General features: G+C 51.2%; 25 protein-coding genes and 1 other annotated feature. Of the genes, 22 read left to right on the forward strand and 3 right to left on the reverse strand.

All coding sequences use genetic code 11. The features are described from left to right. Nucleotides 1-177: 177 nt before the first annotated feature. Nucleotides 178-876 (reverse strand): MIP/aquaporin family protein, encoded by a 699-nt coding sequence (locus tag HMPREF1508_RS00115; RefSeq protein WP_044958324.1) that lies wholly within the window; start codon nucleotides 874-876, stop codon nucleotides 178-180. Between the two features lie 200 nt (nucleotides 877-1,076). Here HMPREF1508_RS00115 and rlmD point away from each other — a divergent pair, with 200 nt between their 5' ends. The 16 genes from rlmD (at nucleotide 1,077) to rpsI (ending at nucleotide 15,006) form a co-directional block, all read left to right on the forward strand. Then, nucleotides 1,077-2,261 carry a 23S rRNA (uracil(1939)-C(5))-methyltransferase RlmD gene (gene rlmD, locus HMPREF1508_RS00120; protein ID WP_044958326.1) on the forward strand — a complete coding sequence of 395 codons (1,185 nt, stop codon included), beginning with the start codon at nucleotides 1,077-1,079 and terminating at the stop codon, nucleotides 2,259-2,261. Between the two features lie 111 nt (nucleotides 2,262-2,372). After that, the gene (locus HMPREF1508_RS00125; RefSeq protein ID WP_044958327.1) at nucleotides 2,373-4,718 is read left to right on the forward strand and encodes an HAD-IC family P-type ATPase; all 2,346 of its coding nucleotides are present in this window, start codon (nucleotides 2,373-2,375) and stop codon (nucleotides 4,716-4,718) included. A gap of 10 nt (nucleotides 4,719-4,728) precedes the next feature. Next, a complete protein-coding gene (locus HMPREF1508_RS00130) occupies nucleotides 4,729-5,298 on the forward strand; it encodes an HdeD family acid-resistance protein (protein WP_006907281.1) in 570 nt (189 codons plus the stop codon). Beyond that, the gene (locus HMPREF1508_RS00135) at nucleotides 5,295-5,534 is read left to right on the forward strand and encodes a hypothetical protein (RefSeq protein ID WP_006907282.1); all 240 of its coding nucleotides are present in this window, start codon (nucleotides 5,295-5,297) and stop codon (nucleotides 5,532-5,534) included. Before HMPREF1508_RS00130 ends, HMPREF1508_RS00135 begins: the two co-directional genes overlap by 4 nt. Before the next feature lies 1 nt (nucleotide 5,535). Continuing rightward, nucleotides 5,536-6,108, forward strand: a complete 573-nt coding sequence (locus HMPREF1508_RS00140) for a TetR/AcrR family transcriptional regulator C-terminal domain-containing protein (protein WP_044958329.1) — start codon at nucleotides 5,536-5,538, stop codon at nucleotides 6,106-6,108. 197 nt (nucleotides 6,109-6,305) lie between these two features. Further along, nucleotides 6,306-6,896: a manganese efflux pump gene (locus HMPREF1508_RS00145; RefSeq protein ID WP_006907284.1), complete on the forward strand. Its 591-nt coding sequence runs from the start codon at nucleotides 6,306-6,308 to the stop codon at nucleotides 6,894-6,896. 250 nt (nucleotides 6,897-7,146) lie between these two features. Beyond that, a complete protein-coding gene (locus HMPREF1508_RS00150) occupies nucleotides 7,147-8,154 on the forward strand; it encodes an AIR synthase family protein (RefSeq protein WP_044958330.1) in 1,008 nt (335 codons plus the stop codon). A gap of 1 nt (nucleotide 8,155) precedes the next feature. Further along, a complete protein-coding gene (locus HMPREF1508_RS00155) occupies nucleotides 8,156-8,638 on the forward strand; it encodes an Lrp/AsnC ligand binding domain-containing protein (RefSeq protein ID WP_044958396.1) in 483 nt (160 codons plus the stop codon). Continuing rightward, nucleotides 8,635-9,804 carry a pyridoxal phosphate-dependent aminotransferase gene (locus tag HMPREF1508_RS00160; RefSeq protein ID WP_044958333.1) on the forward strand — a complete coding sequence of 390 codons (1,170 nt, stop codon included), beginning with the start codon at nucleotides 8,635-8,637 and terminating at the stop codon, nucleotides 9,802-9,804. The genes HMPREF1508_RS00155 and HMPREF1508_RS00160 overlap by 4 nt, the downstream gene beginning before the upstream one ends. After that, nucleotides 9,805-10,314: a tRNA (cytidine(34)-2'-O)-methyltransferase gene (locus HMPREF1508_RS00165; protein WP_044958334.1), complete on the forward strand. Its 510-nt coding sequence runs from the start codon at nucleotides 9,805-9,807 to the stop codon at nucleotides 10,312-10,314. It abuts the gene before it with no gap. Next, on the forward strand, nucleotides 10,315-11,268 hold the full coding sequence (locus tag HMPREF1508_RS00170; protein ID WP_044958335.1) for an energy-coupling factor transporter ATPase: 954 nt from the start codon (nucleotides 10,315-10,317) through the stop codon (nucleotides 11,266-11,268). A 17-nt stretch (nucleotides 11,269-11,285) separates the two neighbouring features. Next, complete coding sequence (locus HMPREF1508_RS00175) at nucleotides 11,286-12,164, forward strand: energy-coupling factor transporter ATPase (protein ID WP_044958336.1); 879 nt, start codon at nucleotides 11,286-11,288, stop codon at nucleotides 12,162-12,164. Beyond that, a complete protein-coding gene (locus HMPREF1508_RS00180) occupies nucleotides 12,149-12,961 on the forward strand; it encodes an energy-coupling factor transporter transmembrane component T family protein (RefSeq protein WP_044958337.1) in 813 nt (270 codons plus the stop codon). Before HMPREF1508_RS00175 ends, HMPREF1508_RS00180 begins: the two co-directional genes overlap by 16 nt. 247 nt (nucleotides 12,962-13,208) lie before the next feature. Continuing rightward, nucleotides 13,209-14,021 carry a tRNA pseudouridine(38-40) synthase TruA gene (gene truA / locus HMPREF1508_RS00185; RefSeq protein WP_044958338.1) on the forward strand — a complete coding sequence of 271 codons (813 nt, stop codon included), beginning with the start codon at nucleotides 13,209-13,211 and terminating at the stop codon, nucleotides 14,019-14,021. Nucleotides 14,022-14,164: 143 nt separating this feature from the next. Further along, nucleotides 14,165-14,593 (forward strand): 50S ribosomal protein L13, encoded by a 429-nt coding sequence (gene rplM, locus HMPREF1508_RS00190; RefSeq protein WP_044958339.1) that lies wholly within the window; start codon nucleotides 14,165-14,167, stop codon nucleotides 14,591-14,593. Nucleotides 14,594-14,613: 20 nt separating this feature from the next. Further along, on the forward strand, nucleotides 14,614-15,006 hold the full coding sequence (gene rpsI, locus HMPREF1508_RS00195; protein ID WP_006907294.1) for a 30S ribosomal protein S9: 393 nt from the start codon (nucleotides 14,614-14,616) through the stop codon (nucleotides 15,004-15,006). A gap of 126 nt (nucleotides 15,007-15,132) precedes the next feature. On the opposite strand, the gene HMPREF1508_RS00200 is transcribed toward rpsI, so the two are convergent. Continuing rightward, nucleotides 15,133-15,402: a hypothetical protein gene (locus tag HMPREF1508_RS00200; RefSeq protein ID WP_156923140.1), complete on the reverse strand. Its 270-nt coding sequence runs from the start codon at nucleotides 15,400-15,402 to the stop codon at nucleotides 15,133-15,135. A gap of 323 nt (nucleotides 15,403-15,725) precedes the next feature. Here HMPREF1508_RS00200 and HMPREF1508_RS00205 point away from each other — a divergent pair, with 323 nt between their 5' ends. From HMPREF1508_RS00205 to HMPREF1508_RS00220, 4 genes are all read left to right on the forward strand, one after another. Beyond that, the gene (locus HMPREF1508_RS00205) at nucleotides 15,726-16,613 is read left to right on the forward strand and encodes an ABC transporter ATP-binding protein (protein WP_044958341.1); all 888 of its coding nucleotides are present in this window, start codon (nucleotides 15,726-15,728) and stop codon (nucleotides 16,611-16,613) included. Beyond that, nucleotides 16,564-17,277, forward strand: coding sequence for a hypothetical protein (locus HMPREF1508_RS00210; protein ID WP_156923141.1), 714 nt, complete (start codon nucleotides 16,564-16,566; stop codon nucleotides 17,275-17,277). The genes HMPREF1508_RS00205 and HMPREF1508_RS00210 overlap by 50 nt, the downstream gene beginning before the upstream one ends. Nucleotides 17,278-17,672: 395 nt before the next feature. Further along, entirely contained in the window at nucleotides 17,673-17,900 is a 228-nt protein-coding gene (locus HMPREF1508_RS00215) for a helix-turn-helix domain-containing protein (RefSeq protein ID WP_049906763.1), read from the forward strand. Nucleotides 17,901-18,167: 267 nt separating this feature from the next. Continuing rightward, nucleotides 18,168-18,415, forward strand: a binding site (T-box leader). 193 nt (nucleotides 18,416-18,608) lie between these two features. Continuing rightward, nucleotides 18,609-19,985 carry a TrpB-like pyridoxal phosphate-dependent enzyme gene (locus HMPREF1508_RS00220; protein WP_044958344.1) on the forward strand — a complete coding sequence of 459 codons (1,377 nt, stop codon included), beginning with the start codon at nucleotides 18,609-18,611 and terminating at the stop codon, nucleotides 19,983-19,985. A 6-nt stretch (nucleotides 19,986-19,991) separates the two neighbouring features. Here the strand turns inward: HMPREF1508_RS00220 and HMPREF1508_RS00225 are convergent, their stop codons facing one another. Then, nucleotides 19,992-21,311 carry a helix-turn-helix transcriptional regulator gene (locus HMPREF1508_RS00225; RefSeq protein WP_044958346.1) on the reverse strand — a complete coding sequence of 440 codons (1,320 nt, stop codon included), beginning with the start codon at nucleotides 21,309-21,311 and terminating at the stop codon, nucleotides 19,992-19,994. A gap of 217 nt (nucleotides 21,312-21,528) precedes the next feature. On the opposite strand from HMPREF1508_RS00225, the gene HMPREF1508_RS00230 reads away from it, so the two are divergent. Together HMPREF1508_RS00230 and HMPREF1508_RS00235 are read left to right on the forward strand one after the other, a co-directional pair. Continuing rightward, nucleotides 21,529-23,022 carry an MFS transporter gene (locus HMPREF1508_RS00230; protein WP_044958347.1) on the forward strand — a complete coding sequence of 498 codons (1,494 nt, stop codon included), beginning with the start codon at nucleotides 21,529-21,531 and terminating at the stop codon, nucleotides 23,020-23,022. A 1-nt stretch (nucleotide 23,023) separates the two neighbouring features. After that, nucleotides 23,024-25,324 (forward strand): glycoside hydrolase family 2 protein, encoded by a 2,301-nt coding sequence (locus HMPREF1508_RS00235; RefSeq protein WP_044958348.1) that lies wholly within the window; start codon nucleotides 23,024-23,026, stop codon nucleotides 25,322-25,324. Nucleotides 25,325-25,327: the final 3 nt, after the last annotated feature.

Here is a 25,327-nt window from a genome sequence, read left to right on the forward strand (position 1 = left end):
AGCTTCTATGATCAATGGGATTAGCTATCAACACGTTTTGTCCTATAACCCTCTGATTTCGAGTCTGCTTGCTTTTTAAAATCATTCATAAAAAGACATTCAGAAAAGATCAGGCGATTTCCCCGTCAAGATGATGAATCGCAAAATCACGATCCGCAAGGGCAAGGCGCCCTCAGTTTACTCGTCATCCTTTCCGGCGAGGCCGCGATAGCAGAGGGCGGCGATGGCTCCCCCTGCAAGAGGGGCGACAATGAAGAGCCAGAGAAGGCTGATGGGCTTGGGATTTCCGTTGATGGCAGCCATCAGGGCCGGTCCGATGGAGCGGGCGGGGTTGACAGAGGTGCCGGTCAGGCCGATGCCGAGGATATGAACAAAGGTCAGGGTCAGACCGATGATCAGCCCTCCAAAGGAACCATGATTGGCCTTCCTGGAGGTGACGCCAAGGACAGTGAGAACGAAGACAAAGGTCAGAACCATCTCAACTAAGAATCCGGCTCCGACGGATCCGTTGACACCGGCCAGACCATTGGTCCCGTAGGCTCCGGTCTGGTCCGTGACATTGCCCAGACTGAAGATGGCGCTCAGTAAGGCGCTTCCGCAGATGGCGCCGAGCACCTGAGCGATCAGGTAGCCGATGAAATCCTTGCCGGACATTCTGCCGCTGAGCAGGACCCCAAGAGATACGGCGGGGTTGACATGGCAGCCGGAAATGTTTCCGATGCAGTAGGCTTCGGCGACAATGGACAGGCCGAAGGCGAGCGCGGTCAGCAGATAGCCGGTTCCGGCCGTGGGATCACATCCCACAAGCATAGCGGTACCGCAGCCGAAAGTGACCAGGACGGCTGTTCCGATAAATTCAGCGAAATACTTTTTCATAACATCCTCCAAATTCCTATATTTGTGAATTTTATTTGAACTACAGCTTGCATTGTAACATATTCAGGAAGCATTCAGGCCGGAAGGAGAAAAAATAAATTTGGGGAAAGAGGTCCGGCGTAGTAAAATAGAAAAAGTTTGAGGAGAATGGCTGGAATGTGATTGGGAGACAGACCCGACGCAGATATAGAGGAGTCAAGATGAGTCGACAGGTCAATGCCCTGGAGCGCTGTCCCTATGAGAAGTGGTGCGGCGGCTGCAGCATGCAGAGCTTACCCTATAAAGAGCAGCTGAAAAGGAAGGAAAAAGAAGTAGCTGATCTTCTGAAAGCCTACGGAAGACCGGAGTCGATTCTGGGAATGAATTTTCCCTATTACTATCGCAACAAAGCCCATGCGGTTCTTGGAGGAAGTCTCAAAGGAAAGATTGTCTGCGGTACTTATGAGAGAGGAAGTCATCGGATTGTCAATATTGACCGCTGCCAGATTGAGGACAGGGAGTGCGATCAGCTGATCGCAAGTGTCAGAGAACTCCTCCCCTCCTTTAAGGTGGAACCCTATAATGAGGATACGGGCAGAGGATGCCTGCGGCACATCATCGCGCGCCGGACTGCGGACGGGGGGCAGATCATGCTGATACTGGTGACGGCTCAGGCGGCTTTTCCCTCCTGCAAGAAATTCGTGTCAGCTCTTCGAAAGGCTCACCCCAATATCACAACGATTCTGCAGAATATCAACGGGCAGAGTACATCTGTCGTTTTGGGGGACCGATACGAGGTTCTCTATGGCCCCGGCTATATTGAGGACCGATTGATGGGAGCCAGATTCCGTATTTCTCCGGGCGCCTTCTATCAGGTCAACAGCCAGCAGACCAAAAAGCTCTATCGACTGGCGGTTGATATGGCAGACCTCAAGGGAAAAGAGAGAGTTTTGGACACCTATTGCGGCACCGGGACCATTGGCATTGCGGCGGCAGTCGATCTGGCCAAAAGGACAAAGGAGCCGATGGAACTGATCGGCGTGGAGTGCAATCCTGCGGCCGTCCGGGATGCCAGAATCAATGCCAGGGTAAATGGCCTCAGGCAGGCGCGCTTTGTTGTCGCGGACGCAGGGGCCTTTATGCTGGCGGAGGCTGAGGCCGGGAGAAGCTGTGATCTGGTTTTTATGGATCCGCCCAGAGCCGGCTCCACGGAGGAATTTCTTCTGGCCTTAAGGCGTCTGGCGCCTGAGAAGATCGTCTATATTTCCTGTGATCCGAAGACCCAGGCCAGAGATCTCAAGTATCTGGACAGCGCATACGCGATCAGGAGGATTGCCCCGGTGGATATGTTCCCCTTCACAGACGGGATTGAGAATGTCGTGCTGCTGGAGAAGATTCACTTCTAAGAGCCGGCGCTTTAAGAAAAAATTCAGAAAAAATAATATTCTCTTCAGGGGCGGCAGGCCTGATTCGTGTTAGGATAAGGGGAAAGTAAGCTGCTGAGAGTAGGAGTCATCATGCAAGAAAACAGGCGAGAGGGTCTGACCAGTGCCCAGGTGGCGGAAAGAGTCCGCCAGGGCAAAGTCAATATCCTTACAAGAGAAGCATCCAAGTCTGCCAAAGAGATCGTCAAAGATAATATCTTCACCTATTTCAACCTGATCTTTTTGATCCTGGCTGTTTTGGTTGTGATCGGCGGCTCCCTTCGCAGCCTGACCTTTCTGCCGGTTATCATCGCCAACACGGTGATCGGTATCGTTCAGCAGCTGCACGCGAAGAGGATTCTGGATCGGCTGGCCGTTCTGGCGGAGTCAAATTATGAGGTCATCCGCGATGGACAGAGGAGAAAAATCCCCATGTCCGAGCTTGTGTCAGACGATCTGATCGTTTTAGAGGCCGGGATGCAGATCCCGGCGGACGCCGTTTTGCTGGATGGCAGGCTCATGGCCAACGAGTCTCTTCTGACAGGAGAATCGGACGAGATTGAGAAACTGTCCGGCAGCGAGCTCAAATCGGGTTCCTTCGTTGTCTCCGGCCAATGTCTGGCCCGTCTGACTCAGGTGGGAGACGAGTCCTATATCTCCCGGCTGACGGCAGAGGCCAAGGAGATCAAAGAGAAACAATCCGAGATGGTCAACAGTATTGAGTGGGTCGTCAAGATCGCCGGAATTGCCATTATCCCGATCGGGATCACGCTCTTTCTGGAGTCATTTATCCTGAATGAAAAGGGCTTTTCGGAATCGATTACATCCATGGTCGCCGCGGTGATCGGTATGATCCCGGAGGGGCTCTATCTTCTGGTGACGATTGCCCTGGCCATGTCGGCAGCCCGCCTCGCGGGGAAAAAGGTCCTCCTTCACGACATGCACTCTACGGAGACTTTGGCCAGAGTCGATGTCCTCTGTGTGGATAAAACGGGTACGATCACAGACAATGAGATGCATGTCATCGACGCCTTCGGCCCTCAGGGGAAGCAGCTTACCGCAGAGGCGGAGCAGAGTCTGTCCGCCTATATTGCGACCAGTACAGACAACAATATTACGATGCAGGCCCTGCGGACTTATTACGAGCACGCTGTGCCTATGCCCGAGGCCAGAGTCACCCCCTTTTCCTCCAAGAACAAGTTCTCCTGCATCGACACTCCGCAGGCTGCCTTCCGCTTTGGGGCTCCGGAGTTTCTTCTGTCAGAGCAGGCCATGGAAGAGAACCGAAAGACCTTAGAAGAGAGAACCAAACAGGGGCAGCGTGTGCTTGCTCTGGTACGGGCACAGCAGGGGAGCGATTCCTTTCAGCCGCTGGCATTTGTCGCGCTGGAAAACGGCCTTCGCCCCAATGTAGAGGACACCTTCGCCTATTTCAGGGAGCAGGAGGTCCAGGTGCGGGTGATCTCAGGGGACAATCCGCAGACGGTCTCTTCCATTGCGCAGGGAGTTGGAATCCCAGACGCGGACCGCTATGTCGATGCCAGCCGACTGAACAGCGCGGAGGACATCCGGGACGCTGTCGAGAAATACCGCGTATTCGGCAGGGTTAAGCCCGAGCAGAAGAAGGCAATTATCATGGCCATCAAGGAGACCGGCAAGAAGGTCGCCATGACCGGAGACGGGGTCAATGACATTCTGGCCATGAAGGAGGCGGACTGCTCTATCGCCATGGGATCGGGCTCTGACGCTGCCCGCCAGGCCGCCCAGGTGGTCCTTCTGGATGATGATTTCTCACACATGCGGGAGATTATTTCAGAGGGAAGGCGGGATATTAACAATATCACCCGGTCCGCGACCCTCTTTTTGTACAAGAATATGTTCTCGGCCATGCTGGCTCTCTGTTCCATTATCCTGGTGTTTGCCTATCCCCTGGAACCGGCGCAGATCTCTTTGGTCTCCGCCTTTAATATAGGTCTTCCGGCCTTCCTTCTGGCCTTCGAGCCCAACACCAAAAAGCAGCATGCGCATTTCTTCCGGTCGACCATGTTTCACGCCTTCCCGGCTTCGCTGACTTCCTTTATCGCCATCGCGGGTCTGGTTGGCTTCGCCGACGTCTTCGGGATACGATCGCAGGATGTGGCCACGGCATCCACCTACCTTCTGTCCATTGCGGGCTTTATGGTTCTCTATCGGATCATACATCCCCTGAATATTTACCGGGCCATTGTCCTTGCGGTCTCTATCGCGGGCTTCATTCTTGGAGGGTACTTTTTCAGCGGCCTCTTTAATCTACAGAAGCTCTCTTTTCCGGGATTGCTTCTGGCCGGCCTTTTCGCCATTGCCCAGGAGTCTGTGGTCCGCAACCTGTACGGCCTCTTTGACTGGGTCAAAGGGATTGTAAAGAAACAGAAGGAACAGCGCGCAAGCAAGCAAGTATAAGGAGAAAAAGATGATTGACACACTGAAAAAACTGCACTTTCACGTGACCGCTCAGGCCCTGCTCTTTTTGATTTTGGGTCTGGTCATGGTCTTCTCCCCCGACAGCGTGACCGCCTTTTTAGTCCGGCTTGTCGCGGTCGTGATTCTTCTGATGGGGGCCTTCGTTCTGCTGGGAGGACTTACAACTGGATCGGCCTTCAGCAGCCTGTCGGGGGGACTTTTGGCCATGATCGGGCTCTGGGCCTTTTCCAGACCGAACACGGTCGCGGCCTTCCTGCCCGCGATCTTCGGGGTCGTCATGCTCTATCACGGCGTGCAGGATATTGGTCTCGCGCTGGAGTCCAAGGGCTACCGGGCTTCTTCCTGGGGAGGGATGATTGTGATCGGAATCATTTCTGTGATTTTGGGTCTGGTCTGCATCTTCGGCGCTTTCGGAGTCCTGAAGCTGGTGACCAGGGTCATTGGAATTATGATCATTGCCGATGCCATCGGTGATATGATTCTGGTGAGGCGTACCAATCAGGCATCCAGGGATATTGTGGATGGAGAGGTCGTCTCCGAGGAGGATATCGGGGAATGAGACAGATGGAGTTCAAGATGGAACGGGCAGAACTCCTAGATACGGTCAAGGAGGGAGAACGGCTCTCGGTCAAGGAGAGCGCCTTGCCCAACTCCTATTACTATACCTTAGAGCATGCCTATGGCATGTCAGCGAACTATGGTGTTCTGGAACGGCTGAAATCGACAGAGGGAGTGGTCAGGGACGTCAAGGAGACGGCCAAAGGCTACTTCGTCACAATGGAATTCGAGGAGTAATATGAGCGTCGAGAGCAGCAACGCAATTGATCTGCTTCTGGCGGAGAGCCTGAAAGCACTGGCGGCCCGCCGCCCGATTGAGAAGATCACGATTCGCGAGATCACAGAGAAGGCGGGGGTGATTCGCCCCACCTTCTACAATCACTTTCAGGATAAATATGAATTGCTGGAATGGATTGTCCGCAGAGACCTGATGGATCCGGTCACGGAAATGCTGGAAGGCGGACAGATCAAGGAAGCGGTGATTCGGGTTCTTGGCAAGATACAGGAGGAGAGAGAATTCTATTTGAACGCCTCGCGGCTGGAAGGACAGAATTCCTTTGGGGAGATTTTGAGCTCCTGTATCGCGGAGCGCATCCTGGCAGGAGCCAAGGTGGAAAATATTCATGCTCATCTGGCATATGACTGGCTGACGCCGGAGCTGATCGCGGATTATTACAGTCAGTCGATGACTTATCTGGTCCTGCGCTGGATCAAAAACGGCATGCGCCTGCCAACGGAGGAGTTCGCCGCGGCAGTCCTTCACATCTGGGAATACTCCGCTGTAGACGTCTTCCGAGATATGCGAACATAGCGGAGAATCCGCCAGGACGAGCGAAACATCCACAGCGTGCTTGCACGCGTGGGAGATGTTTCGTGAGGACTGAAAGGTTTGCGGAGCAAACCGACCGAGGGAACGAAGTTCCCGAGGTGCGGATTCGGAGCGTACAAGCGGGGCATCGAAGGCGTGCAAATAAAACATCGCTGTTATGAAATAGAGGAAAGCAGATCATGAGTTTACTGGAAATTGTACTGATTGTGGCAGGCATCAGTCTGGACATCTTTGCCGCCCTGGAGATTGAGGGCGCCATGCTGGCCAAGATCAACCGCAAAACCTTATTCTATGTCACCGGCCTGGTAGTTCTGATGCAGCAGATCTTTTTCTTCTTTGGTTACCTGGTCAGCAACACCATTGTGCACACGCAGACCTGGCATCTGAAGTCGGACCGGTGGGGAGCCTGGACGGCGGTTATTATCTTTGCCTTTTTGGGATTGCGTCTCCTGATCAAAGCGGTGCGAAGGGAACTGGTGCATGAGTCCCGGAGGGAAATCCGGGTCCAGCAGTATGCCAAGATTATCGCGGTGGCGAGTATTTATACAATACTGGCAGGTCTCGCCTGCGGATTTCTGGGGATACATACACTCACTGTATTCGTTGTAATTTTAATCTCGTCTGTTTTGGCGGCGGTTCTGGGAATCTTCGTCGGCTATCGCTTCGGCTACGAGGGGAAGACCCTGGTCTACGCAGCGGGAGGAATCCTTCTCTGGATCGCCGGGCTGGAAATCCTGCTCAGAAGTATTTTACATCTGATTCATTTTTAGAGGAGGACTTGTCATGAATCATCGTTCCAGGAAACAGAGAATCATCTCCGGAGTGATCATCTTGCTTTTGATCGTCACAATGGTTGTCACTCTGGTTGTTCCCTTTCTTTTGAGCTGACGACAACTCTCGCAGGACAGCTTTTTGTCGAGTCGACAGGCTGTCTATGGACTGCGATCCGCCGAACTGCTAGAATCAAGCGGATAGCAGGTTCTTGATCTGCGAAAAGAGTCGCAAAGGAAAGCAATTGCCATGAAAGTCGGGAAAATACCAGAGAGCATCTTAGAGCGCTCGGTCATCAGACAGATTCACAATAAGAGACCGGAGGTCCTCATGGGAAGCGGTGTGGGAGAGGACTGCGCGGCGATACAGCTGGCAGCAGATGAGGTCTTTGTCCTCTCCACAGATCCCATTACGGGGACAGCCAGGGATATCGGTCACCTGGCCATCCGCGTCACGAACAATGACCTGGCATCCGCCGGGGCGGAACCCGTTGGGGTTCTTCTGACCATTCTGCTGCCTGAGCGCACGACGGAGCCTGAACTGAAAGAAATCATTCTTCAAGCGGAGTCCGCCTGCCGAGAGGATGGCATACAGATTGTGGGAGGCCATACGGAGGTGACAGCGCAGGTGAAGCAGCCGATTGTCTCTGTGACCGGTCTTGGCAAGGTTAAAAAGGGACACCTGGTCAGCACCGGAGGGGCAGAGCCTGGCATGGATTTTGTGATGACCAAGGCAATTGCCCTGGAGGGAACGTCCATTCTGGCCAAGGACCTGGAGGAAGACTTAAAGGGGCATTTCCCGGACTGTCTGGTTGAGAGGGCCGCAGCCTTCGATCAGGAACTGTCTGTACTCCCGGAATCGCGCGTCGCGGCAGCGTTTGGAGTGGCGGCCATGCACGATGTCACCGAGGGGGGGATCTATGGGGCGATCTGGGAGATGTGTCAGGCTTCCGGCGTCGGCTGTCGGATCGATCTCAAGAAGATTGCCATTCGGCAGGAGAGTGTAGAGATCTGTGAGTACCTGGGACTCAATCCATACAAATTGATCTCCTCGGGCTGTATGCTTATGGCGGCGGCGGACGGCAACGGGCTGGTCATGGCTCTGGCCAGGGCCGGGATAGAGGCTTGCGTTATCGGCAAGGCAACAGATTCCAACGACAGGATTCTGTTCCATGGAGAGGAAGAGCGTTTTTTAGAGATGCCGCAGACCGATGAGCTCTATCGGCTGGACAGGAAACAGGAGGTGTCAGATGGGTAAGCTGGAAGAGAAGATCTTAAGCTATATGGAGCACAATGCGAGGATCAGCATCCATGATCTGGCGGCTATGATCGGCGCGGATGAGACCAGTGTCAGAAATGCCATCGAGCAATTGCAGGAGGATCACGTCATCGCGGGCTATCTGACTTTGATCGATTGGGAGAGAGCGGGAAATGAGACGGTCTCAGCCATGATTGAGGTCTCCGTGACTCCCCAGCGGGGCATGGGATTTGATTCTGTGGCAGAGCGCATCTACCGCTATCCCGAGGTGAACTCCGTCTATCTTATGTCCGGCGGTTTTGATCTGATGGTCACGATTGAGGGAAAGACCCTGCGGGAGGTTTCTTCCTTCGTTTCTGATAAGCTGTCCACCCTGGATTCGGTGCTCTCGACCAAGACGAATTTTATCCTGAAGAAGTATAAGGACCACGGGGCCATTCTGTCCGAGGAGTCCCATGACAGCAGAATGAAGGTATCCCTATGAGAGAAGCTCTTTCCAGAACCATTACGACGATTCAGCCATCCGGCATTCGCAAGTTCTTCGACATCGTCTCCGAAATGCGGGATGCCATCTCGCTGGGCGTGGGCGAACCGGATTTTGATACGCCCTGGAGGATCCGGGATGAGGCAATCTACTCTTTGGAACAGGGGCGTACCTTCTATACTTCAAATTCCGGTCTCCTGGAACTGAGAGAGGGAATCTGCGGCTATCTGAAGCGCCGCTATGGTATGGATTATGACGCCAGAAGTGAGATCATGGTGACTGTCGGGGGGTCTGAGGCGATCGACCTTGCCCTGCGCGCCATGCTGGATCCCGGGGATGAGGTTCTGATTCCGACCCCCAGCTATGTCTCCTACAGCCCCTGTACCATTCTGGCAAATGGCAGACCTGTTGAGATCCCCCTTAAGGAGAAAAACCGCTTTCGTCTGACAGCGCGGGAGTTGGAGGACGCGATTACGGATAAGACCAAGGTCCTGATTATGCCTTTTCCCAACAACCCGACCGGGGGCATTATGGAGAGAGAGGATCTGGAGGCAGTCTGCAAGGTAGTCATCGAACACGACCTCTTCGTCCTGAGCGATGAGATCTACTCGGAATTGACCTATGGTCTGGATCACGTCTCCATTGCTTCCCTTCCGGGCATGAAAGAGCGCTGTGTTTTAATCAACGGCTTTTCCAAGGCCTTTGCCATGACCGGCTGGAGGCTGGGATATGCCTGCGCGCCGGAGCATATCCTGTCCCAGATGTTAAAGATTCATCAGTTCGCTATTATGTGCGCCCCCACGACCTCTCAGTATGCCGCCGTCCAGGCCATTAACAACTGCGACGAGGAGGTTGCCGGCATGCGGGAGCAGTATGATGCCCGCCGCAAGTATGTCCTGACCAGGTTTGAGGAGATGGGTTTAAAATGCTTTACACCTGAGGGGGCCTTCTACACCTTCCCCAATATATCGGAGTTCGGGATGACTTCTGAGGATTTCGCCACTCGCTTTTTGAATGAGAAGAAGGTGGCCGTGGTTCCCGGATCCGCCTTTGGGGCCTCTGGGGAGGGCTTTATCCGAATTTCCTACGCCTACTCCATCGATGACCTAAGGGAGGCTCTGGGCCGCCTGGAGGCCTTTGTCAAACAGCTGCGGGAGGACCGCTAGATGTCATTACATATTGTCCTGCATGAGCCGGAAATTCCGTCTAACACGGGAAATATCGGTCGTACTTGCGTCGCCATTGGAGCGACCCTGCATCTGATCGAGCCCCTGGGCTTTGTTATCAATGACAAGAATCTGGCCCGCGCCGGCATGGATTACTGGAAGCAGTTGGATGTGAGAACCTATCTGGACTGGGAGGATTTCTGCGCAAAGAATCCGGACGCCAGGATCTGGATGGCCACGACCAAGGGCCGTCATGTCTACTCAGATGTCTCTTATGGCCCGGATGACTACATTATGTTTGGAAAGGAGTCGGCGGGAATTCCGGAAGAGATTCTCATCAGACAGCCGGAGCGCTGTATCCGTATTCCCATGCAGGGGGAGATCCGATCTCTGAACCTGTCTAATTCTGTCGCCATTGTGGCTTATGAGGCTCTGCGCCAGAACCACTTTGACAAGATGACTACCAAGGGGCAGCTGCACCGCCTGCACTGGGCCCCGGAGGATATGTAAATGCCTGAAATAATTGAGGCAAATGCCCTGCAACATGAATATGTACGCCACAATGAGGAGGGAGAGAAGGTCTCTTCCTTCATGGCTTTGGACGGGGTAGATCTGAGGGTCGAAGAGGGAGCATTTATCTCTATCTTAGGTCACAATGGATCGGGCAAGTCGACTCTGGCCAAGCATCTCAACGCCCTTTTGCTTCCAAGCGGGGGGACGCTCTATGTGGGCGGTTATGATACCTCCGATCCCAGGAACACCTATGACGTGCGCCAGACGGCCGGGATGGTCTTTCAGAATCCGGACAATCAGATTATCGCCTCTGTCGTGGAGGAGGATGTGGGTTTCGGCCCGGAGAACATCGGAGTTCCCACGGAAGAGATCTGGCAGCGGGTGGAAAATGCCCTCCGTTCGGTCGGCATGTGGAAGTATCACAGTCACTCTCCCAACCGCCTGTCGGGAGGACAGAAGCAGAGGGTTGCGATCGCCGGGGTTATGGCCATGGAACCCAGGTGTATCATCTTAGATGAGCCGACGGCCATGCTCGATCCCAAGGGGCGGGAGGAAGTCCTGCGGGCGGTCCATGAGCTCAATCGTAAGAAGAGGGTCACAATCATTCTGATTACTCACTATATGGAAGAGGTGGTGGACTCAGATTATGTGTTCGCCATGGACCGGGGTAAGATTGTTCTGCAGGGGACGCCCAGAGAAGTTTTCTCTCATGTCAGGCGACTGCAGACCTATCGGCTGACCGTGCCCCAGATTACGCTGCTGGCCCATGAGTTAAGAGAGGCCGGTCTGGCAATCCCGGAGGGGATTCTGACCAGACAGGAGCTGGTCTCTGCCCTTCTGCAGCTAAAGAGCTGTGACCTGAGTGGTCAGGGCCATGCCATTAGCGATGTTGAGGAGTCAATCCCAGAAGATGGTGATCCGGGCGGACAGGGTCGGAGCGGCACCCTGTGATCAGATAGGAGCATAGAATGCCTTTACGCTTAGAGCATGTGACATATTCATATAGTCCCGGGACCGCCTATGAGATCAAGGCCTTAGACGATGTGAGTCTGACCATTGATGACGATAGCTTCGTAGGGATCATCGGGCACACGGGATCGGGGAAGTCAACGCTGGTACAGCATCTCAATGGACTCTTAAGGGCAACAGAGGGGAAGATTTACTGGGGAGACCAGGATATTTATGCCACGGATTATCAGCTGCGCAAGCTGCGTCTGGAGATCGGCATGGTCTTTCAGTATCCGGAGCATCAGCTCTTTGAGACGACGGTCTTTGAGGATATCTGCTTCGGGCCCAAGAACCAGGGCCTGTCCTTGGAAGACGCGAAAAAAGCGGCAGAAGAGGCCCTGGAGCTGGTGCATTTTCCCAAGCGCCTCTATGAAAACTCCCCCTTTGATCTGTCCGGGGGGCAGAAGCGCCGGGCTGCTATTGCCGGGGTTCTGGCCATGAGGCCCAGGATTCTGATCCTGGATGAGCCCACAGCCGGTCTGGATCCCAGGGGGCGGGATGAGATCCTCGACCTGGTCAAGGAGCTGCATGAGCAGTCGAAGATCACGGTCATTCTGGTCTCCCACTCTATGGAAGACGTGGCCAACTATGTAGACCGGATCATTGTCATGGATGAGGGCAGGGCCAGGTTTGACGGAAGTCCCAAGGAGGTTTTCGCTCACTACAGGGAGCTGGAGGCTATGGGACTGGCAGCACCGCAGGTAACTTATCTGGTTCATGACCTGGCGGAGGCAGGCTTTGATCTGGCGACAGACGCGACGACAGTGGAAGAGGCCAGGGCAGAAATCCTTAAAAACTTTGCAGGGAAAGATCAGGAGGCGTCATGTTCAGACAAATGACCCTGGGTCAGTACTATCCGGCCGATTCCTTCATTCACAAACTGGATCCCCGGGTAAAGCTCTTTGAGACCCTGGTTTTTATCATTGTCCTTTTTTTGGTCAATCATCCGATTGGCTATATCCTCGTGACGGCATGGACTATCTTTATCATTGCCCTCTCCAAAGTGCCGGTTTCCTTCATGTTACGGGGGCTGCGGGGAATTGTGGTGCTTCTGGTCATCGCCGGTCTCTTTAATCTCTTTCTGACCCCCGGCAATGCCCTTCTGACTCTGGGTCCCCTTGTGATTTCCGACGCCGGTCTGCAAAATGCCATTCTCATGACAGTCCGCATGATCTTTCTGATTGTGGGTTCTTCTGTCATGACTTTGACCACGACGCCCAATCAGCTGACGGACGGCCTGGAGAGCGCCCTCCACCCTCTGAGCAAATTGAAGGTGCCGGTTCATGAGATCGCGATGATGATGTCGATTGCCCTGCGCTTCATTCCCATCCTGATTGAGGAGACGGATAAGATCATGAAGGCGCAGATGGCCCGCGGCGCTGATTTTGAACAGGGAAATATCATCCGCAGGGCAAAAAACATGATCCCTCTTCTGGTTCCCCTTTTTGTCTCCGCCTTTCGCAGGGCCAATGATCTGGCCCTGGCTATGGAGGCCCGCTGTTATAACGGGGGAGAGGGCAGAACCAAGATGAAGCCTCTGGTATATGACAGAAGAGACTATATCTCCTATGTCGTCATCTGTCTCTTTCTGGCAGTCCTGATTGCGGTACATTTTATGCCTGGGATCACTTTCTAAAACAGCGGAAGCGGTAAGGAGAAAAGAGTGATACCGGGAGGAGGGGACATGGCCGAATCGCCGGAGGGATGAAGCAAGCGCGGATGTCTTTGATCCGGGAGGATGGGGCGCAGACAGGACTGAATCGCCGGAGAAATGAAGCCAGCACAGCTGGCTTCATTTCAGGGAGACGCAGATATGGATGAATCTCTATGGGATAGAAGACTTCTTTTTGGATAGATTACAGTGTGGACTGTGAGAGGAGACAATTGTGCGGGTGAGAGCGACCATAGCCTACGATGGGACAGAATACTGCGGCTGGCAGGTTCAGCCCAACGGCATTTCTGTGCAGGAAGTAGTGAATGCCGGGCTCTCGAAACTGCTGAGTGAGGAGATTACCTGTGTCGGAGCCAGCCGGACGGACGCTGGAGTTCACTCGATGGGCAATGAGATTCTCTTTGAGACGAAGACTCGGATTCCGGCGGATAAGATTGCCTACGCTCTCAATCAGTACCTGCCGGAGGATATCGTCTGCCAGGGCTCGTCCCAGGCGGCAGACGACTTTCATCCCCGCTTCTCGGAGTCCTATAAGACCTATGAGTACCGGATCCTAAACCGGCGTTTTCCCATGCCGACCATGCGCAGGGATAGCCTCTTCTATCACTATGATCTAGATGAGAAGCGGATGCAGGAAGCCGCCGACTGTCTGCTTGGGGAGCATGATTTCAGCTCTTTCGCTTCCATTCACGCGCAGTCCAAGACCCGGGTTCGGACTATTTATCAGGCCCTTGTCAGCAGAAATGCCGACGATCTCATCACCATTCGTCTCTGCGGCGACGGCTTTCTCTACAATATGGTGCGCATTATTGCGGGAACCCTGATTGAGGTGGGGGCCGGGATAACCAGTCCCAGGGCATTTCAGCAGATTCTCGAGGGGATGAACCGGGAGCTGGCAGGGCCGACGGCTCCGGCGCATGGCCTGACGCAGGTCGGTCTGCACTATCTGACACCGGAGGAGATTGCCTGCCGTAAGGCAGGGGGCAAATGGCCTTTTCTCATTGACAGTGAGAGGCCACTATAGTATGATGGTACGCGCTGACGTAGTGTAGAAACGTGATTTCAACAGCCCCGAAGTTGCGTTTTGACTATAAACAGCGTGTTATCGGTTTTTCGGACATTTACCCGGTGACATGCGCCAGGACATTATTTAGGAGGATTATCCGGATGAAGACGTATATGCCGAACCCGACCAAGATCGAGAGAAAGTGGTATGTAGTTGACGCAGAGGGACAGACCCTTGGCCGTCTGACTTCTGAGATTGCAAGAGTATTAAGAGGCAAGAACAAGGCCATTTATACCCCCCATGCAGACTGTGGGGACTATGTGATCGTCGTTAATGCCGAGAAGGTCAAGGTTACCGGTCATAAGCTGGATCAGAAGATCTATTACAGACATTCCGAGTATGTTGGCGGATTCAAGGAGATCAGTCTCCGCGAGATGCTCGAGAAGCATCCCGAGAGAGTGATTGAACACGCTGTCAAGGGTATGCTCCCCAAGGGACCGCTTGGTTCTGAGATGTACAAGAAGCTTTTCGTATACGCAGGCCCCGACCACAAGCATGCAGCTCAGAAGCCTGAGACGCTCGCATTTTAATCGATAGGGAGGATAAGACATTGGCTAATACAAAGTATTATGGAACCGGCAGAAGGAAGTCATCTGTAGCGAGAGTTTACCTGACTCCCGGCACCGGCAAGATCACCATCAACAAGACAGATATCGACGAGTACTTCGGTCTTGAGACCCTTAAGGTTGTCGTTCGCCAGCCTCTCAGCGCAACCGAGACTCTGGATAAGTTCGACGTTCAGGTTAATGTCAAGGGCGGCGGTTACACCGGACAGGCCGGAGCCATCCGTCACGGCATCGCCCGTGCCCTGCTCGAGGCTGACGCCGAGTACAGACCCGTACTCAAGGCAGCAGGCTATCTGACCAGAGATCCCCGCATGAAGGAGCGTAAGAAGTACGGCCTTAAGTCCGCACGCCGCGCGCCCCAGTTCTCAAAGAGATAAGAAAACGGCCTTTTCAAAGCCCGTGGATTCAAGGAAAAGCTTGGATTTACGGGCTTTTTTCTTTTGCCCGTTTGCCTCTGATTTGGGCACATAGTAACACGTTAGTAACTTATTAGTAACACAGAATCAGGTGTCTTGTGCAAGACTTTTGTTGTCTTGTGCAAGACACTTTCTGATTTCCAGTTTTGTCCTGCAATGAACGGTTTTTCCATCTTTAAAAAGGACATCATATCCATCATGTGTGTTGCCTTTAATGGCCAAAATCTTTTCCCTGGACTTTTCTGCAAGCTGCATATTATCAAACAGGCCTTCCTGATCTTTATTCACCAGGAACAGAAAATATTTATTCAGGGACATTCCCTTGTCTGCTGCAAGGCCTTTAATGACCTGTTTCATTCCCTTTGGAACTGGGAAATTGATGCTGCCTAAATAAAGTTGACATCTTATTCTCAAGGATTTCATTATAATTAAGAGAATAGCCTGCTAATAAAAGTCAGATGACATATATAGAAAAAATAAGTTTTTTATTGCCTTTGCGGGTATGAGAAATAATATTTTCTTGATTGTCTTTGCTGTTTGCTTATCGATATTTTATACTCAATGGAGTACCTTTGCGATTAGAACAGTCCTCTTGAACGTTCTGATAATTATATTAAATATTATCCCAACAGGAGATTCAGATGGGGAAAAATGTTTAGAAGAGATGAGACGATGGAGAAATGAACGATATCATAAGAATGGAGAATGTTAATTTCTCATATAATAACCGAGAAACAGTGCTTCGCAATATTGATATTAATGTCAAAAAAGGAACTATTTTTGGACTTTTGGGACCATCAGGAGCTGGGAAAACTACAATCATTAGGCTTCTGACAGGGCAATTAAGACACGACGAGGAAAATATAAAGGTATTTGGGAATAAGCCGTTCGGTGATGATTTCTATCGTAAAATTGGGATTGTAATAGATTCGATTGGACTATACGGTAGGCTTAACTGTTATGAGAATTTGCGTGTTGTTGCTAAAATCCACTCGGTAGAGCAGGGAAGAATTGATGATGTCCTAAAAATGGTGGGATTAGAAGAAGTTGCTAAACGAGAGGTATATAAATTGTCGAGCGGGATGCAGCAAAGACTGGTGATTGCCCGTGCTATTTTGCATGAACCGGAACTTCTTTTTCTAGACGAACCAACTCGGGGACTTGATCCGGGAACGGCACATGATATTCAAGATTTGCTGATATTCTTAAAAAAAGAAGGCACAACAATCTTTTTGACTACGCACAATATGCAGGAGGCAGAAAAGATGTGTGACTTGATAGGATTTTTATTCGATGGTGAAATGGTTGAGAGTGGAACAATTGCATCAATAAAGAAAAAATATGATATCAGAGCATATATACAGGTTATCGGAAATGACGGGGTGAAAAGGGAATATCATCAGAATAGAGACAAAGAGGCATTTCTCGAATGCATACGGAATGAAGCGTATTGTTCGATACATACACAAGAACCTTCGCTAGAATCAATATTCATAAACTTAAAAGAGGGAAAAGCAGATGTACAGGATCAAAAAAATAGAGAAGAGGATAAGTGCGGTCTCTTATAAACAGTTTATTGATTTTACAAGAAATAAAAAAATGCTCCTGATATTTTTTATCTTTCCGATTCTCTATATCGTCTTAAAAATAGTTGCGGGCAAGGAATTTGGATCGGATGGTTTATCATTTATATTAATGCACTCCATCCTAGTCCCGCTTCTTATCACGGCGACCATTGTGGCAGAAGAAAAAGAAAAAGGGACATTAAAGCTATTAATCATGTCCGGCGTAAAAGCTTATGAATATTTTATAGGGATCGCTTTCTCCATGATGGGATTCATCATTGCAGGTATGCTTTTATTTGAACTTTCAGGGGCAACATCTTCGTTTGATGCGGTATTTGTGGCTTTGTTTACAATTTTAGCGGATATCATCTCGATGTTTATTGGCGCAGTGATTGGAAGAATAACAGCAAATCAGACCAATGTCGGACCGATTGCAGTACCGGTGACACTTCTGATTTTCTTTGCGCCAATGCTTCAACAAATCAAACCGGAGTTCATCTTCCCGTCAAAATATCTGTACAGTGGGATTCTCCTTAAGATCATGAGCACTTGTACATACTCTCATCGGGACATATTTTGGATGGGAGTAAATTTTGCAATGATCTTTATCCTTTTTCTTCTGGTGTTTAACACAAAAAACTTAATAAAAAGTGTCAGTCATTCCTGATAGATGGATGGCGCAGGTATGAGGAGGTCAAGTCAGATGGGTTTCTTCGATGCGGATTAAATCGAAGTCGGAATCGAAGTCGGACGGGCGTCCTGAATTGCGGATAACGTAAAATAAATTTCGCAAATTACACATAAAATGAAAATTAAACGGTAGATTAAATGTTCCATGAAACGATTGGTGTGACGCATGTGAGTTAGGCTTTTTAAGCAAAAGCAATTTTGCTCGAAATTTTAACGATCGGTAGGCGTGACTTTCCGGGAAGAAGCTAGAGAGAACGGCTGTTTTTGCACTTTGATGCAAGAATGGCCGTTTTCTTTGTCTTTCGTAGCTACGTACACCATTGGTCCGACTGATTTCAGATTTTGAAATTTCAGATCAGAGGAAAAGGAAAAATGTATTATGATGCAAAAGAGTGCGGAAAAAGAATCAAAGAGCAGATCAAAGTTATGGGATACACGCAGGAAGCGTTCGCCGGGAGTGTGAATATAAGTGCTCAACATCTAAGGAACATTCTTGGGGGACACAGGAACTGTCCTCATGAACTATTAGTAGAAACTGCTTGTGTATTGGATATCAGTACGGACTATTTATTGACGGGAAAAAGAGAGGGCGCGAATTGATGTGAGAAATCGGTTGTTGTCTGTAATAGGAGATCTTTCTCAGATTGCAAAAAGGATATAAAACATAATTCATTCTTTACGGAAAAAATAATGTTCCGAAATGTCTCGTAATGTTATTGGGATAGCAAAATAGGCATTTGGGGCTTTTTTGAGGAGACAGTGTACAATATCCATTGAAATTCGTAATGCTTCGCAATGGCAAAAAAGTGATAGGGTTGTATGGATGAATATATGTTGACAATCTCGAGACCAAAGGATATAGTAAGCGACAAACCAGTGAGGAAGAAATAGTAGGAATGCCTCGATTCTTTCAAGAGAGCCGCCGATGGTGTGATGGCGACAGGAATTGTATTCTGAATGGGCTTCTGAGGGCGAGCCGAACGGGCAACTCAGTAGGTGAGACGGAGCAGGATCTCCGTGATCAAAATCCCGCATATGTTCGTATGCATGAGTGGGCGCGAAAGGTTCGCGTCAAATAGGGTGGCACCGCAGGAGTACAGGCTCTTGTCCCTACGTATCGTAGTGGACGAGGGCTTTTTTATAATCATTTGATAGCTGTTGTGTGCTTTGCTCCGCGGAAGACTCATGGTTATAAAATGCCTGTGGATTCTCATCGATCCCCTGCATCCGTCCACGCGGTATGACACAGGTTTGCGGACGTAGATGTCCGGCATTCGATCTGATAGCAGATCGAGGAAAGGAGACGCAATGGCAAGGATCAAGACACCCTACAAGACCTATCTGGAAGAAAATGAGATACCTAAGGCATGGTATAACCTGCGTGCCGACATGAAGAATAAGCCGGCGCCCCTTTTGAATCCGGGCACATTAAAGCCCATGACTGCTGATGAGCTCTCCGGTGTCTTCTGCCGGGAGTTAGCCGAGCAGGAGCTAAATAACACGGATCGAGAGATTGCCATTCCGGATGAAATCTATCATTTTTATAAGATGTATCGCCCGTCGCCGCTGGTTCACGCTGAATTTCTGGAGAAGGCTCTGGATACGCCGGCGCATATTTTCTATAAATTCGAGGGAAACAACACATCCGGCAGTCATAAGCTGAATTCCGCAATCGCCCAGGCCTATTATGCCAAGAAGCAGGGACTGAAAGGGGTTACAACAGAAACCGGAGCGGGTCAGTGGGGGACAGCTCTCTCGATGGCATGCGCTTTCTTTGGGCTTGACTGTAAGGTATATATGGTCAAGGTCTCCTATGAGCAGAAGCCCTTCCGAAGAGAGGTCATGCGGACCTATGGTGCAAGCGTTATACCATCCCCCTCTGATCTGACGGAAGTAGGGAGGAAGATCCTTGCAGATCATCCGGGGACAAGCGGCTCTCTTGGCTGCGCAATTTCTGAAGCTGTTGAGGTTGCGGTTCAGTCTGAGGGTTATCGCTATGTGCTGGGATCTGTCTTAAATCAGGTCGTGCTTCATCAGAGTATCATTGGTCTGGAGACCAAGGCGGCACTGGACAAGTTGGGTGTCAAGCCGGATGTGATCATTGGCTGCGCGGGCGGCGGATCGAACCTGGGCGGATTGATTGCTCCCTTTGCGGGAGAGAAGCTGCGAGGAGAGGCGGATTATGATATTGTCGCAGTCGAGCCGGCTTCCTGTCCGTCGCTGACCCGGGGCAGATATGTCTATGATTTCTGTGACACCGGTATGGTGACACCGATTGCCAAGATGTATACTTTGGGGCATGATTTCATTCCATCCCCCAATCATGCGGGGGGCCTGCGCTATCATGGAATGAGTCCCGTTCTGTCTCAGATCTATCATGACGGATATATGAGGGCGGTCTCTGTTGAGCAGACTTCTGTATTTGAGGCCGCAGAGCTCTTTGCCCGTACGGAGGGAATCCTTCCGGCGCCGGAGTCCAGCCATGCCATCCGTGCGGCGATCAATGAGGCGCTTCGCTGCAAAGAGACAGGAGAGGAGAAAAATATTGTATTTGGTCTGACAGGCACCGGTTATTTTGATATGAAGGCATACGAATCCTATAATGACGGGAAGATGGCAGACTATATTCCGACCGATGAGGATCTGCAGAGAGGTTTCGCGTCGATTCCGGCATTTGACCTGTAAGATCCCTTATCTTGTTTTTCGATAGTGAGCCGGTGATATCCCATACTTTCGCTTGAAAGAAACAGAAAAATAGCTTCGGCTTTCCATTCCGACCGCTGCCGCCACTTCTGTGACGGCGGCGGTTGTTTCTTTGAGCATACGGGCGGCTCTTGCCAGTCTTTTCTCACGGATATAGGCACTCAGAGGGATCTTCATTTCCCGCTGGAATTTATCGGAGAAATAGTAAGGGCTGTAGCCGGATATGGGGGCAAGATTCGCAGCAGTCAGGACAGATGAGAGATGGGCTTCAATATAATGACATACTTCCAGGATTTCATGGGAGATCCCGGCAGAGTTTCGGATCAGATAGATTCGCTGCACAAAGTCATCCAGGAAATCGGAGATCGCCGCCTGAACTTCTTCAATATCCTGGCTTTGTTCCAGACTGTCCAGATAACGGTCATTCATATCGTAGGCAATATCTGCCGGGAGTCCACCCTCAATTGCGGCCCGGCTGACCAGAGCCAACAGGGTGATCCCGCTGTCTTGCGCAAGCCGTAAGGGAGGAACATTCATGGATTTGATCCCGCTGCTGAGGCGCATACAGTGGGACAGAAGCTGCTTGTAATCAAGATTCCCGTTTCGAATGCTGTCCAGCAGAAGAAGCTCACTCTGGCGGATTCCGCTGTGACTGGTCTGATAGGAGGATCTGGCCTCTCCCAGAACCATTTGTGTCAGGAGTTCCTTCTCAGAAGCCTTCCGGGAAGCTTCAGGAGAATATTGCTTGCCGGCAGACAGGATGCGGATAGAAGTGGGGGGAAGAGTCTGATGCGTCAGGAGATGGTGAAGCTGGATGGCTAGGGTAAAGAGGGCATCCTGGGAGACGGAGGGAATCTCATCGAAGGCAGTCAGCATCTGTCGCTGGATATGGGGAGACAGGTCATAGGACTGGAGTCCTTTACGCAGGAGCTGCGTCGAGAGATTCCCGCCGAGATAAGGACCTAGAAACCAAATGCGGTTGACGGCGGTCTGTGAAGAGGGGGAGGAGGAGCCCGTCTGCATCCCCGTTGGATTCTCCGGTGCAGGTGAAAGCGGCTCAAAGGCGGCGATCCATCGAATGCCGACGCGGTACTCCAGGATCAGGGGGGACAGCTGTCCCTGGCTTTTGCGAAGAAGGAACTGACTGAGAATGTACTCGTCTGAGAAATAGCGGGGACGGAGAACAGCGTCCGGTGTGAGGGCATTTTCTTCTTCCAGCTGATCGTCATAAGACCAGAGAGAAGCGGGATAACTTGCCTGAACCATATCGTTGAAGAAGGAAATTTTTGCCAGAAGGGGATCATTCATGATTGCCTCCGAACCAGACAGAATATACAAAAAACAGAGCTGAGTTTTGGATAAACCGCCAAATTGATTTTGACGAATATAATAACATTATAGCGAATTTTAGAACGTAGTCTATGAATTGCCTTTCTATAATCTATTTGAAGATGACATCGAGCCGTCCGCAGGGATGCTCCTGATGAGAGCAAAGATACTTTCAAGAAATGAGGGAGGAAAAGCAATGAGTGAAGTATTACAGGCAGAAGGAGAAAAGAGGCCGGTCTATCGAAGGGCCAGGACAGCACAGGTGATTTTGTTTGCCATGAATGCCCTGATGAGTATGGGGATCTATTCCCTGGTCGGACTGGCCAGTTATTCCGCCAACATCGGCTATGGAATTGCAACGCTGACGGTTGGCTATATTCTGACCTTCACCCGTATTTTTGACGCGATTACAGATCCGCTTATGGCATTTGTCTATGACCGGGTCAATACCAGGTACGGGAAGATCCGTGTGCTTGTTATCTGCGGTTGGTGTATTGAGGCTTTTGCCCTGCTTTTTCTGTTCAACTTTGCATCCGGCAAAGGTCATGGAATCCCAATTTTTATTCTTTTGTATATGCTCTATGTAGTCGGCTATACCTGCGTCAACATGACAGTGCAGACCATACCGGCTCTGCTCTCCAATGACCCCAAACAGCGGCCCATGATCGGCGTCTGGCAGGCGGCCTTCCAGTATGTGGTGCCCATGGCTCTGATGGTGGTCTTAAATGTTGTTCTCCTGCCAAGATTTGGAGGAAAATACAATCAGGCTTTCCTGGCGGCAGCCTGCTATGTGTGCCTGGCGGTTACCTTTCTTGGGATGGTGGCGGTTTGCCTCTCGGTTCGCAAGATTGATATCCCGGAGAATTTCGCCGGGCTGACAGAGAAGAGAGAGAAGCTGAAGCTTCGCGACATGGCTGAGGTTTTAGCTCATAACAATCCGCTCAAATGCTATATTGCGGCGGCAGCGTCCGATAAGATCGCCCAGCAGACTTCCTCGCAGGCGATTGTCAGCACGCTGATGTTCGGTATTGTGATTGGCAATATGAGCATGTCCACCATGCTGGGAGTTGTCAGTATGCTCCCCTCTATTATCTTTGGATTCTTCGGGGCCAAATATGCGGGCAAGCATGGCAATAAGGAGGCAACCGTCACCTGGACCAAGATCTGCCTGGCGGTGACGGCTCTGATGATTGTTTTTCTTGCGCTGAGCGATACGCGCCGGATTGCTGTCATGATGAGCATTCCGATGATTCTGTATCTTGCTCTGGATCTGCTGGGAAATGGGTCTAAGATGTGTGTTACGATGGCCAATACGGCATTTATGGCAGATATCATTGACTATGAACTGAATCGCAGCGGCAAGTATATTCCAGCGGTTGTGACAGGAACATACAGTCTGATTGACAAGATCGTATCTTCCTTCAGCGCTGCGATTGCGGCAGGCGGAGTAGCCGTGATCGGGTATACGACTGCAATGCCTCAGCCGGGAGATAAACTGACCTCTTCTGTTTTGTGGATGTGTATTATCCTTCGCTATGGTCTGTCGATGCTTGGTTGGGTCTGCACTTTGATCGCCATGCATTTCTGCAAGCTGGACAAGGCTTCTATGGTTCAGATTCAGAAGGATATTGCAGATAAGAGAGCGGCGCTGGCTAAAAGAAACGCAGTGGGAGCAGCAGGGAGGAATTGATATGTCATCTGTAGAGATTTGTGAGAATTGGAAATTCATTAAGTTCGCTTCCTCAGCACAGGATGCGGCGATCAGAGCAGTCACGCCAGAGGCTGAGACGGTCAGCCTTCCGCATACCTGGAATGCGGTTGACGGACAGGATGGCGGCAATGATTATTATCGCGGCAAGTGCTGGTACGTGCGCGCCCTGCAGGCTGAAGAAATACCGTTATACGAGAATGGCCGCGTCTACCTGGAATTTGAGGGGGCGGCCTATACGGCGGAGGTCTATGTCAATGGGGCGTGCAAATGCCATCATGAGAATGGCTTTTCGACTTTTCGAATTGATATCACGGAGGAGCTTCTGAAGACAGAGACACTGGAAATCGTTGTTTCCTGCGAGAATGGGGACAGTGACCGCGTCTATCCGCAGAAGGCTGATTTTACTTTCTACGGCGGTCTCTATCGGGCAGTGAGGGTTCTTAGCCTGCCTCTGGTTCACTTCGACCGGGACTATTTCGGCTCCTGCGGATTGAAGGTCACTCCCCTGCTGGATCTGGACCTGGGATACGCGGATGTGACTCTGGAGACCTGGGTTAAACAGGGAACATCTGCGGCTTTTGGTCAGAAAGTCTGCTTTCAGATTATGGATGGAGAGGGACAGGCGATTCTGAAAGAGGAAGTCAGAACGGATGAGAGCGGACACGCGATCTGCACGGTGAGGATTGAAAATGCCCGTCGCTGGGAAGGAATCAAAGATCCCTATTTATATACGGTTGTGGCGGCTCTTGCAGATGAGACCCTTTCTGAAAAGTTCGGCTGCCGAACTTTCGATATTGATCCGCAGAAGGGCTTTCTCTTAAATGGCCATCCCTATCCACTGCGAGGTGTCTCTATGCATCAGGACGTCAAGGGAATGGGCAATGCCATTACAAAAGCAGTCCTGGATCAGAATATGGCCTTCGTCAGGGAGATTGGAGCCAATACCCTGCGGCTGGCTCACTATCAGCACGCCCAGTACTTCTATGACCTGTGCGACCGTGAGGGAATTGTGGTCTGGGCTGAGATTCCTTTTATTACCATGTTTATGCCAGAGGGCCGGGAGTGTACCCTGCAGATGATGCGGGAACTGATCGCTCAGAACTACAATCACGCCTCCATTGCTGTCTGGGGTCTGTCCAATGAGATAACGGCGGCAAGTGCCGTGAATGAAGAACTGCTGGACAATCACAGGGCCTTAAATAACCTGGCCCATGCCATGGATCCGACCAGAAAGACGACGATGGCTAATGTCTTCATGTTAGAGACCGATTCTCCCCTGCTTGAGGTGCCGGATGTCAACAGCTACAATCTTTACTTCGGCTGGTACGTGGGAGAGATGGAAGAGGCGGATCATTTCTTCGATGCATTTCACCAGGACCATCCGCAGATGGCGATCGGATATTCCGAGTACGGCGCGGATGCCAACCCGGCCTACCAGGCGGAAGATCCCGTCAGAAGCGATTATACGGAGGGATATCAGGCTCTCTATCACGAACACAACCTGGCGATGATCCAGGCACGTCCCTGGCTCTGGGCGACCCATGTCTGGAACCTCTTTGACTTTGCCGCCGATGGACGTGATGAGGGCGGCAGGCACGGAGAGAACCAGAAGGGGCTGGTGACCTTTGACCGAAGCTATCGAAAGGATGCCTTCTACCTCTACAAGGCAGCCTGGAACAAGAGGGAACCTTTTGTGCATCTCTGTGGCAAAAAATACGAGAATCGCGAGAGCGATGAGACGAAGATTACGGTTTATTCCAACCAACCCCGGGTTGCGCTCTATGTGAATGGGAACAAGGTCGCTGAGCAAAGGGGAAATACTGTTTTTCACTTTGTTATCCCCAATGTCGGGAGTCAGTGGATTGCAGCCAGAGGATTCGGAGACATTGAAGGCGGAGCAGCTTGTGGCCAGCCGACGGTAGACGGGATGCGGATTCATAAGGTGGATGGGAAGGATGCAGACTATATCTTCAATTCTTCTCTCGGATCGGTTGATAACTGGTTTGATACGGAAGAAATCGATCCGGATTTCTGGTCCGTTTGGGATAAGCTGGGTGAGATCCGCGAGGATCCGCAGGCGGGGGCTGCCGTCAATACTATGATGGAGCAGGCCTCTGCCAGCCGGGGAGATGTGGCGGACAGTGTCAAGGATAACCCCGCTTTACAGAAGATGCTGGGGCGAATGACTATGGTTTCCCTCCTGAAGCAGGGCGGAGTTGGTGAGGAAGCGGTGAAGCAGTTAAATCGTGTCCTGCAGGGAATTCCAAAGAAGAAATCTTGAGTT

The organism is Shuttleworthella sp. MSX8B (genome assembly GCF_000524295.1).
In the GTDB taxonomy this organism is placed as follows: Bacteria; Bacillota; Clostridia; order Lachnospirales; family Lachnospiraceae; genus Shuttleworthia; species Shuttleworthia satelles.

Coding starts and splice junctions, on each gene's coding strand:
- HMPREF1508_RS00115 (WP_044958324.1), bottom strand. CDS start 876: ATGAAAAAGTATTTCGCTGAATTTATCGGAACAGCCGTCCTGGTCACT.
- rlmD (WP_044958326.1), top strand. CDS start 1,077: ATGAGTCGACAGGTCAATGCCCTGGAGCGCTGTCCCTATGAGAAGTGG.
- HMPREF1508_RS00125 (WP_044958327.1), top strand. CDS start 2,373: ATGCAAGAAAACAGGCGAGAGGGTCTGACCAGTGCCCAGGTGGCGGAA.
- HMPREF1508_RS00130 (WP_006907281.1), top strand. CDS start 4,729: ATGATTGACACACTGAAAAAACTGCACTTTCACGTGACCGCTCAGGCC.
- HMPREF1508_RS00135 (WP_006907282.1), top strand. CDS start 5,295: ATGAGACAGATGGAGTTCAAGATGGAACGGGCAGAACTCCTAGATACG.
- HMPREF1508_RS00140 (WP_044958329.1), top strand. CDS start 5,536: ATGAGCGTCGAGAGCAGCAACGCAATTGATCTGCTTCTGGCGGAGAGC.
- HMPREF1508_RS00145 (WP_006907284.1), top strand. CDS start 6,306: ATGAGTTTACTGGAAATTGTACTGATTGTGGCAGGCATCAGTCTGGAC.
- HMPREF1508_RS00150 (WP_044958330.1), top strand. CDS start 7,147: ATGAAAGTCGGGAAAATACCAGAGAGCATCTTAGAGCGCTCGGTCATC.
- HMPREF1508_RS00160 (WP_044958333.1), top strand. CDS start 8,635: ATGAGAGAAGCTCTTTCCAGAACCATTACGACGATTCAGCCATCCGGC.
- HMPREF1508_RS00165 (WP_044958334.1), top strand. CDS start 9,805: ATGTCATTACATATTGTCCTGCATGAGCCGGAAATTCCGTCTAACACG.
- HMPREF1508_RS00170 (WP_044958335.1), top strand. CDS start 10,315: ATGCCTGAAATAATTGAGGCAAATGCCCTGCAACATGAATATGTACGC.
- HMPREF1508_RS00175 (WP_044958336.1), top strand. CDS start 11,286: ATGCCTTTACGCTTAGAGCATGTGACATATTCATATAGTCCCGGGACC.
- HMPREF1508_RS00180 (WP_044958337.1), top strand. CDS start 12,149: ATGTTCAGACAAATGACCCTGGGTCAGTACTATCCGGCCGATTCCTTC.
- rplM (WP_044958339.1), top strand. CDS start 14,165: ATGAAGACGTATATGCCGAACCCGACCAAGATCGAGAGAAAGTGGTAT.
- HMPREF1508_RS00200 (WP_156923140.1), bottom strand. CDS start 15,402: ATGAAACAGGTCATTAAAGGCCTTGCAGCAGACAAGGGAATGTCCCTG.
- HMPREF1508_RS00205 (WP_044958341.1), top strand. CDS start 15,726: ATGAACGATATCATAAGAATGGAGAATGTTAATTTCTCATATAATAAC.
- HMPREF1508_RS00210 (WP_156923141.1), top strand. CDS start 16,564: ATGTACAGGATCAAAAAAATAGAGAAGAGGATAAGTGCGGTCTCTTAT.
- HMPREF1508_RS00215 (WP_049906763.1), top strand. CDS start 17,673: ATGTATTATGATGCAAAAGAGTGCGGAAAAAGAATCAAAGAGCAGATC.
- HMPREF1508_RS00220 (WP_044958344.1), top strand. CDS start 18,609: ATGGCAAGGATCAAGACACCCTACAAGACCTATCTGGAAGAAAATGAG.
- HMPREF1508_RS00225 (WP_044958346.1), bottom strand. CDS start 21,311: ATGAATGATCCCCTTCTGGCAAAAATTTCCTTCTTCAACGATATGGTT.
- HMPREF1508_RS00230 (WP_044958347.1), top strand. CDS start 21,529: ATGAGTGAAGTATTACAGGCAGAAGGAGAAAAGAGGCCGGTCTATCGA.
- HMPREF1508_RS00235 (WP_044958348.1), top strand. CDS start 23,024: ATGTCATCTGTAGAGATTTGTGAGAATTGGAAATTCATTAAGTTCGCT.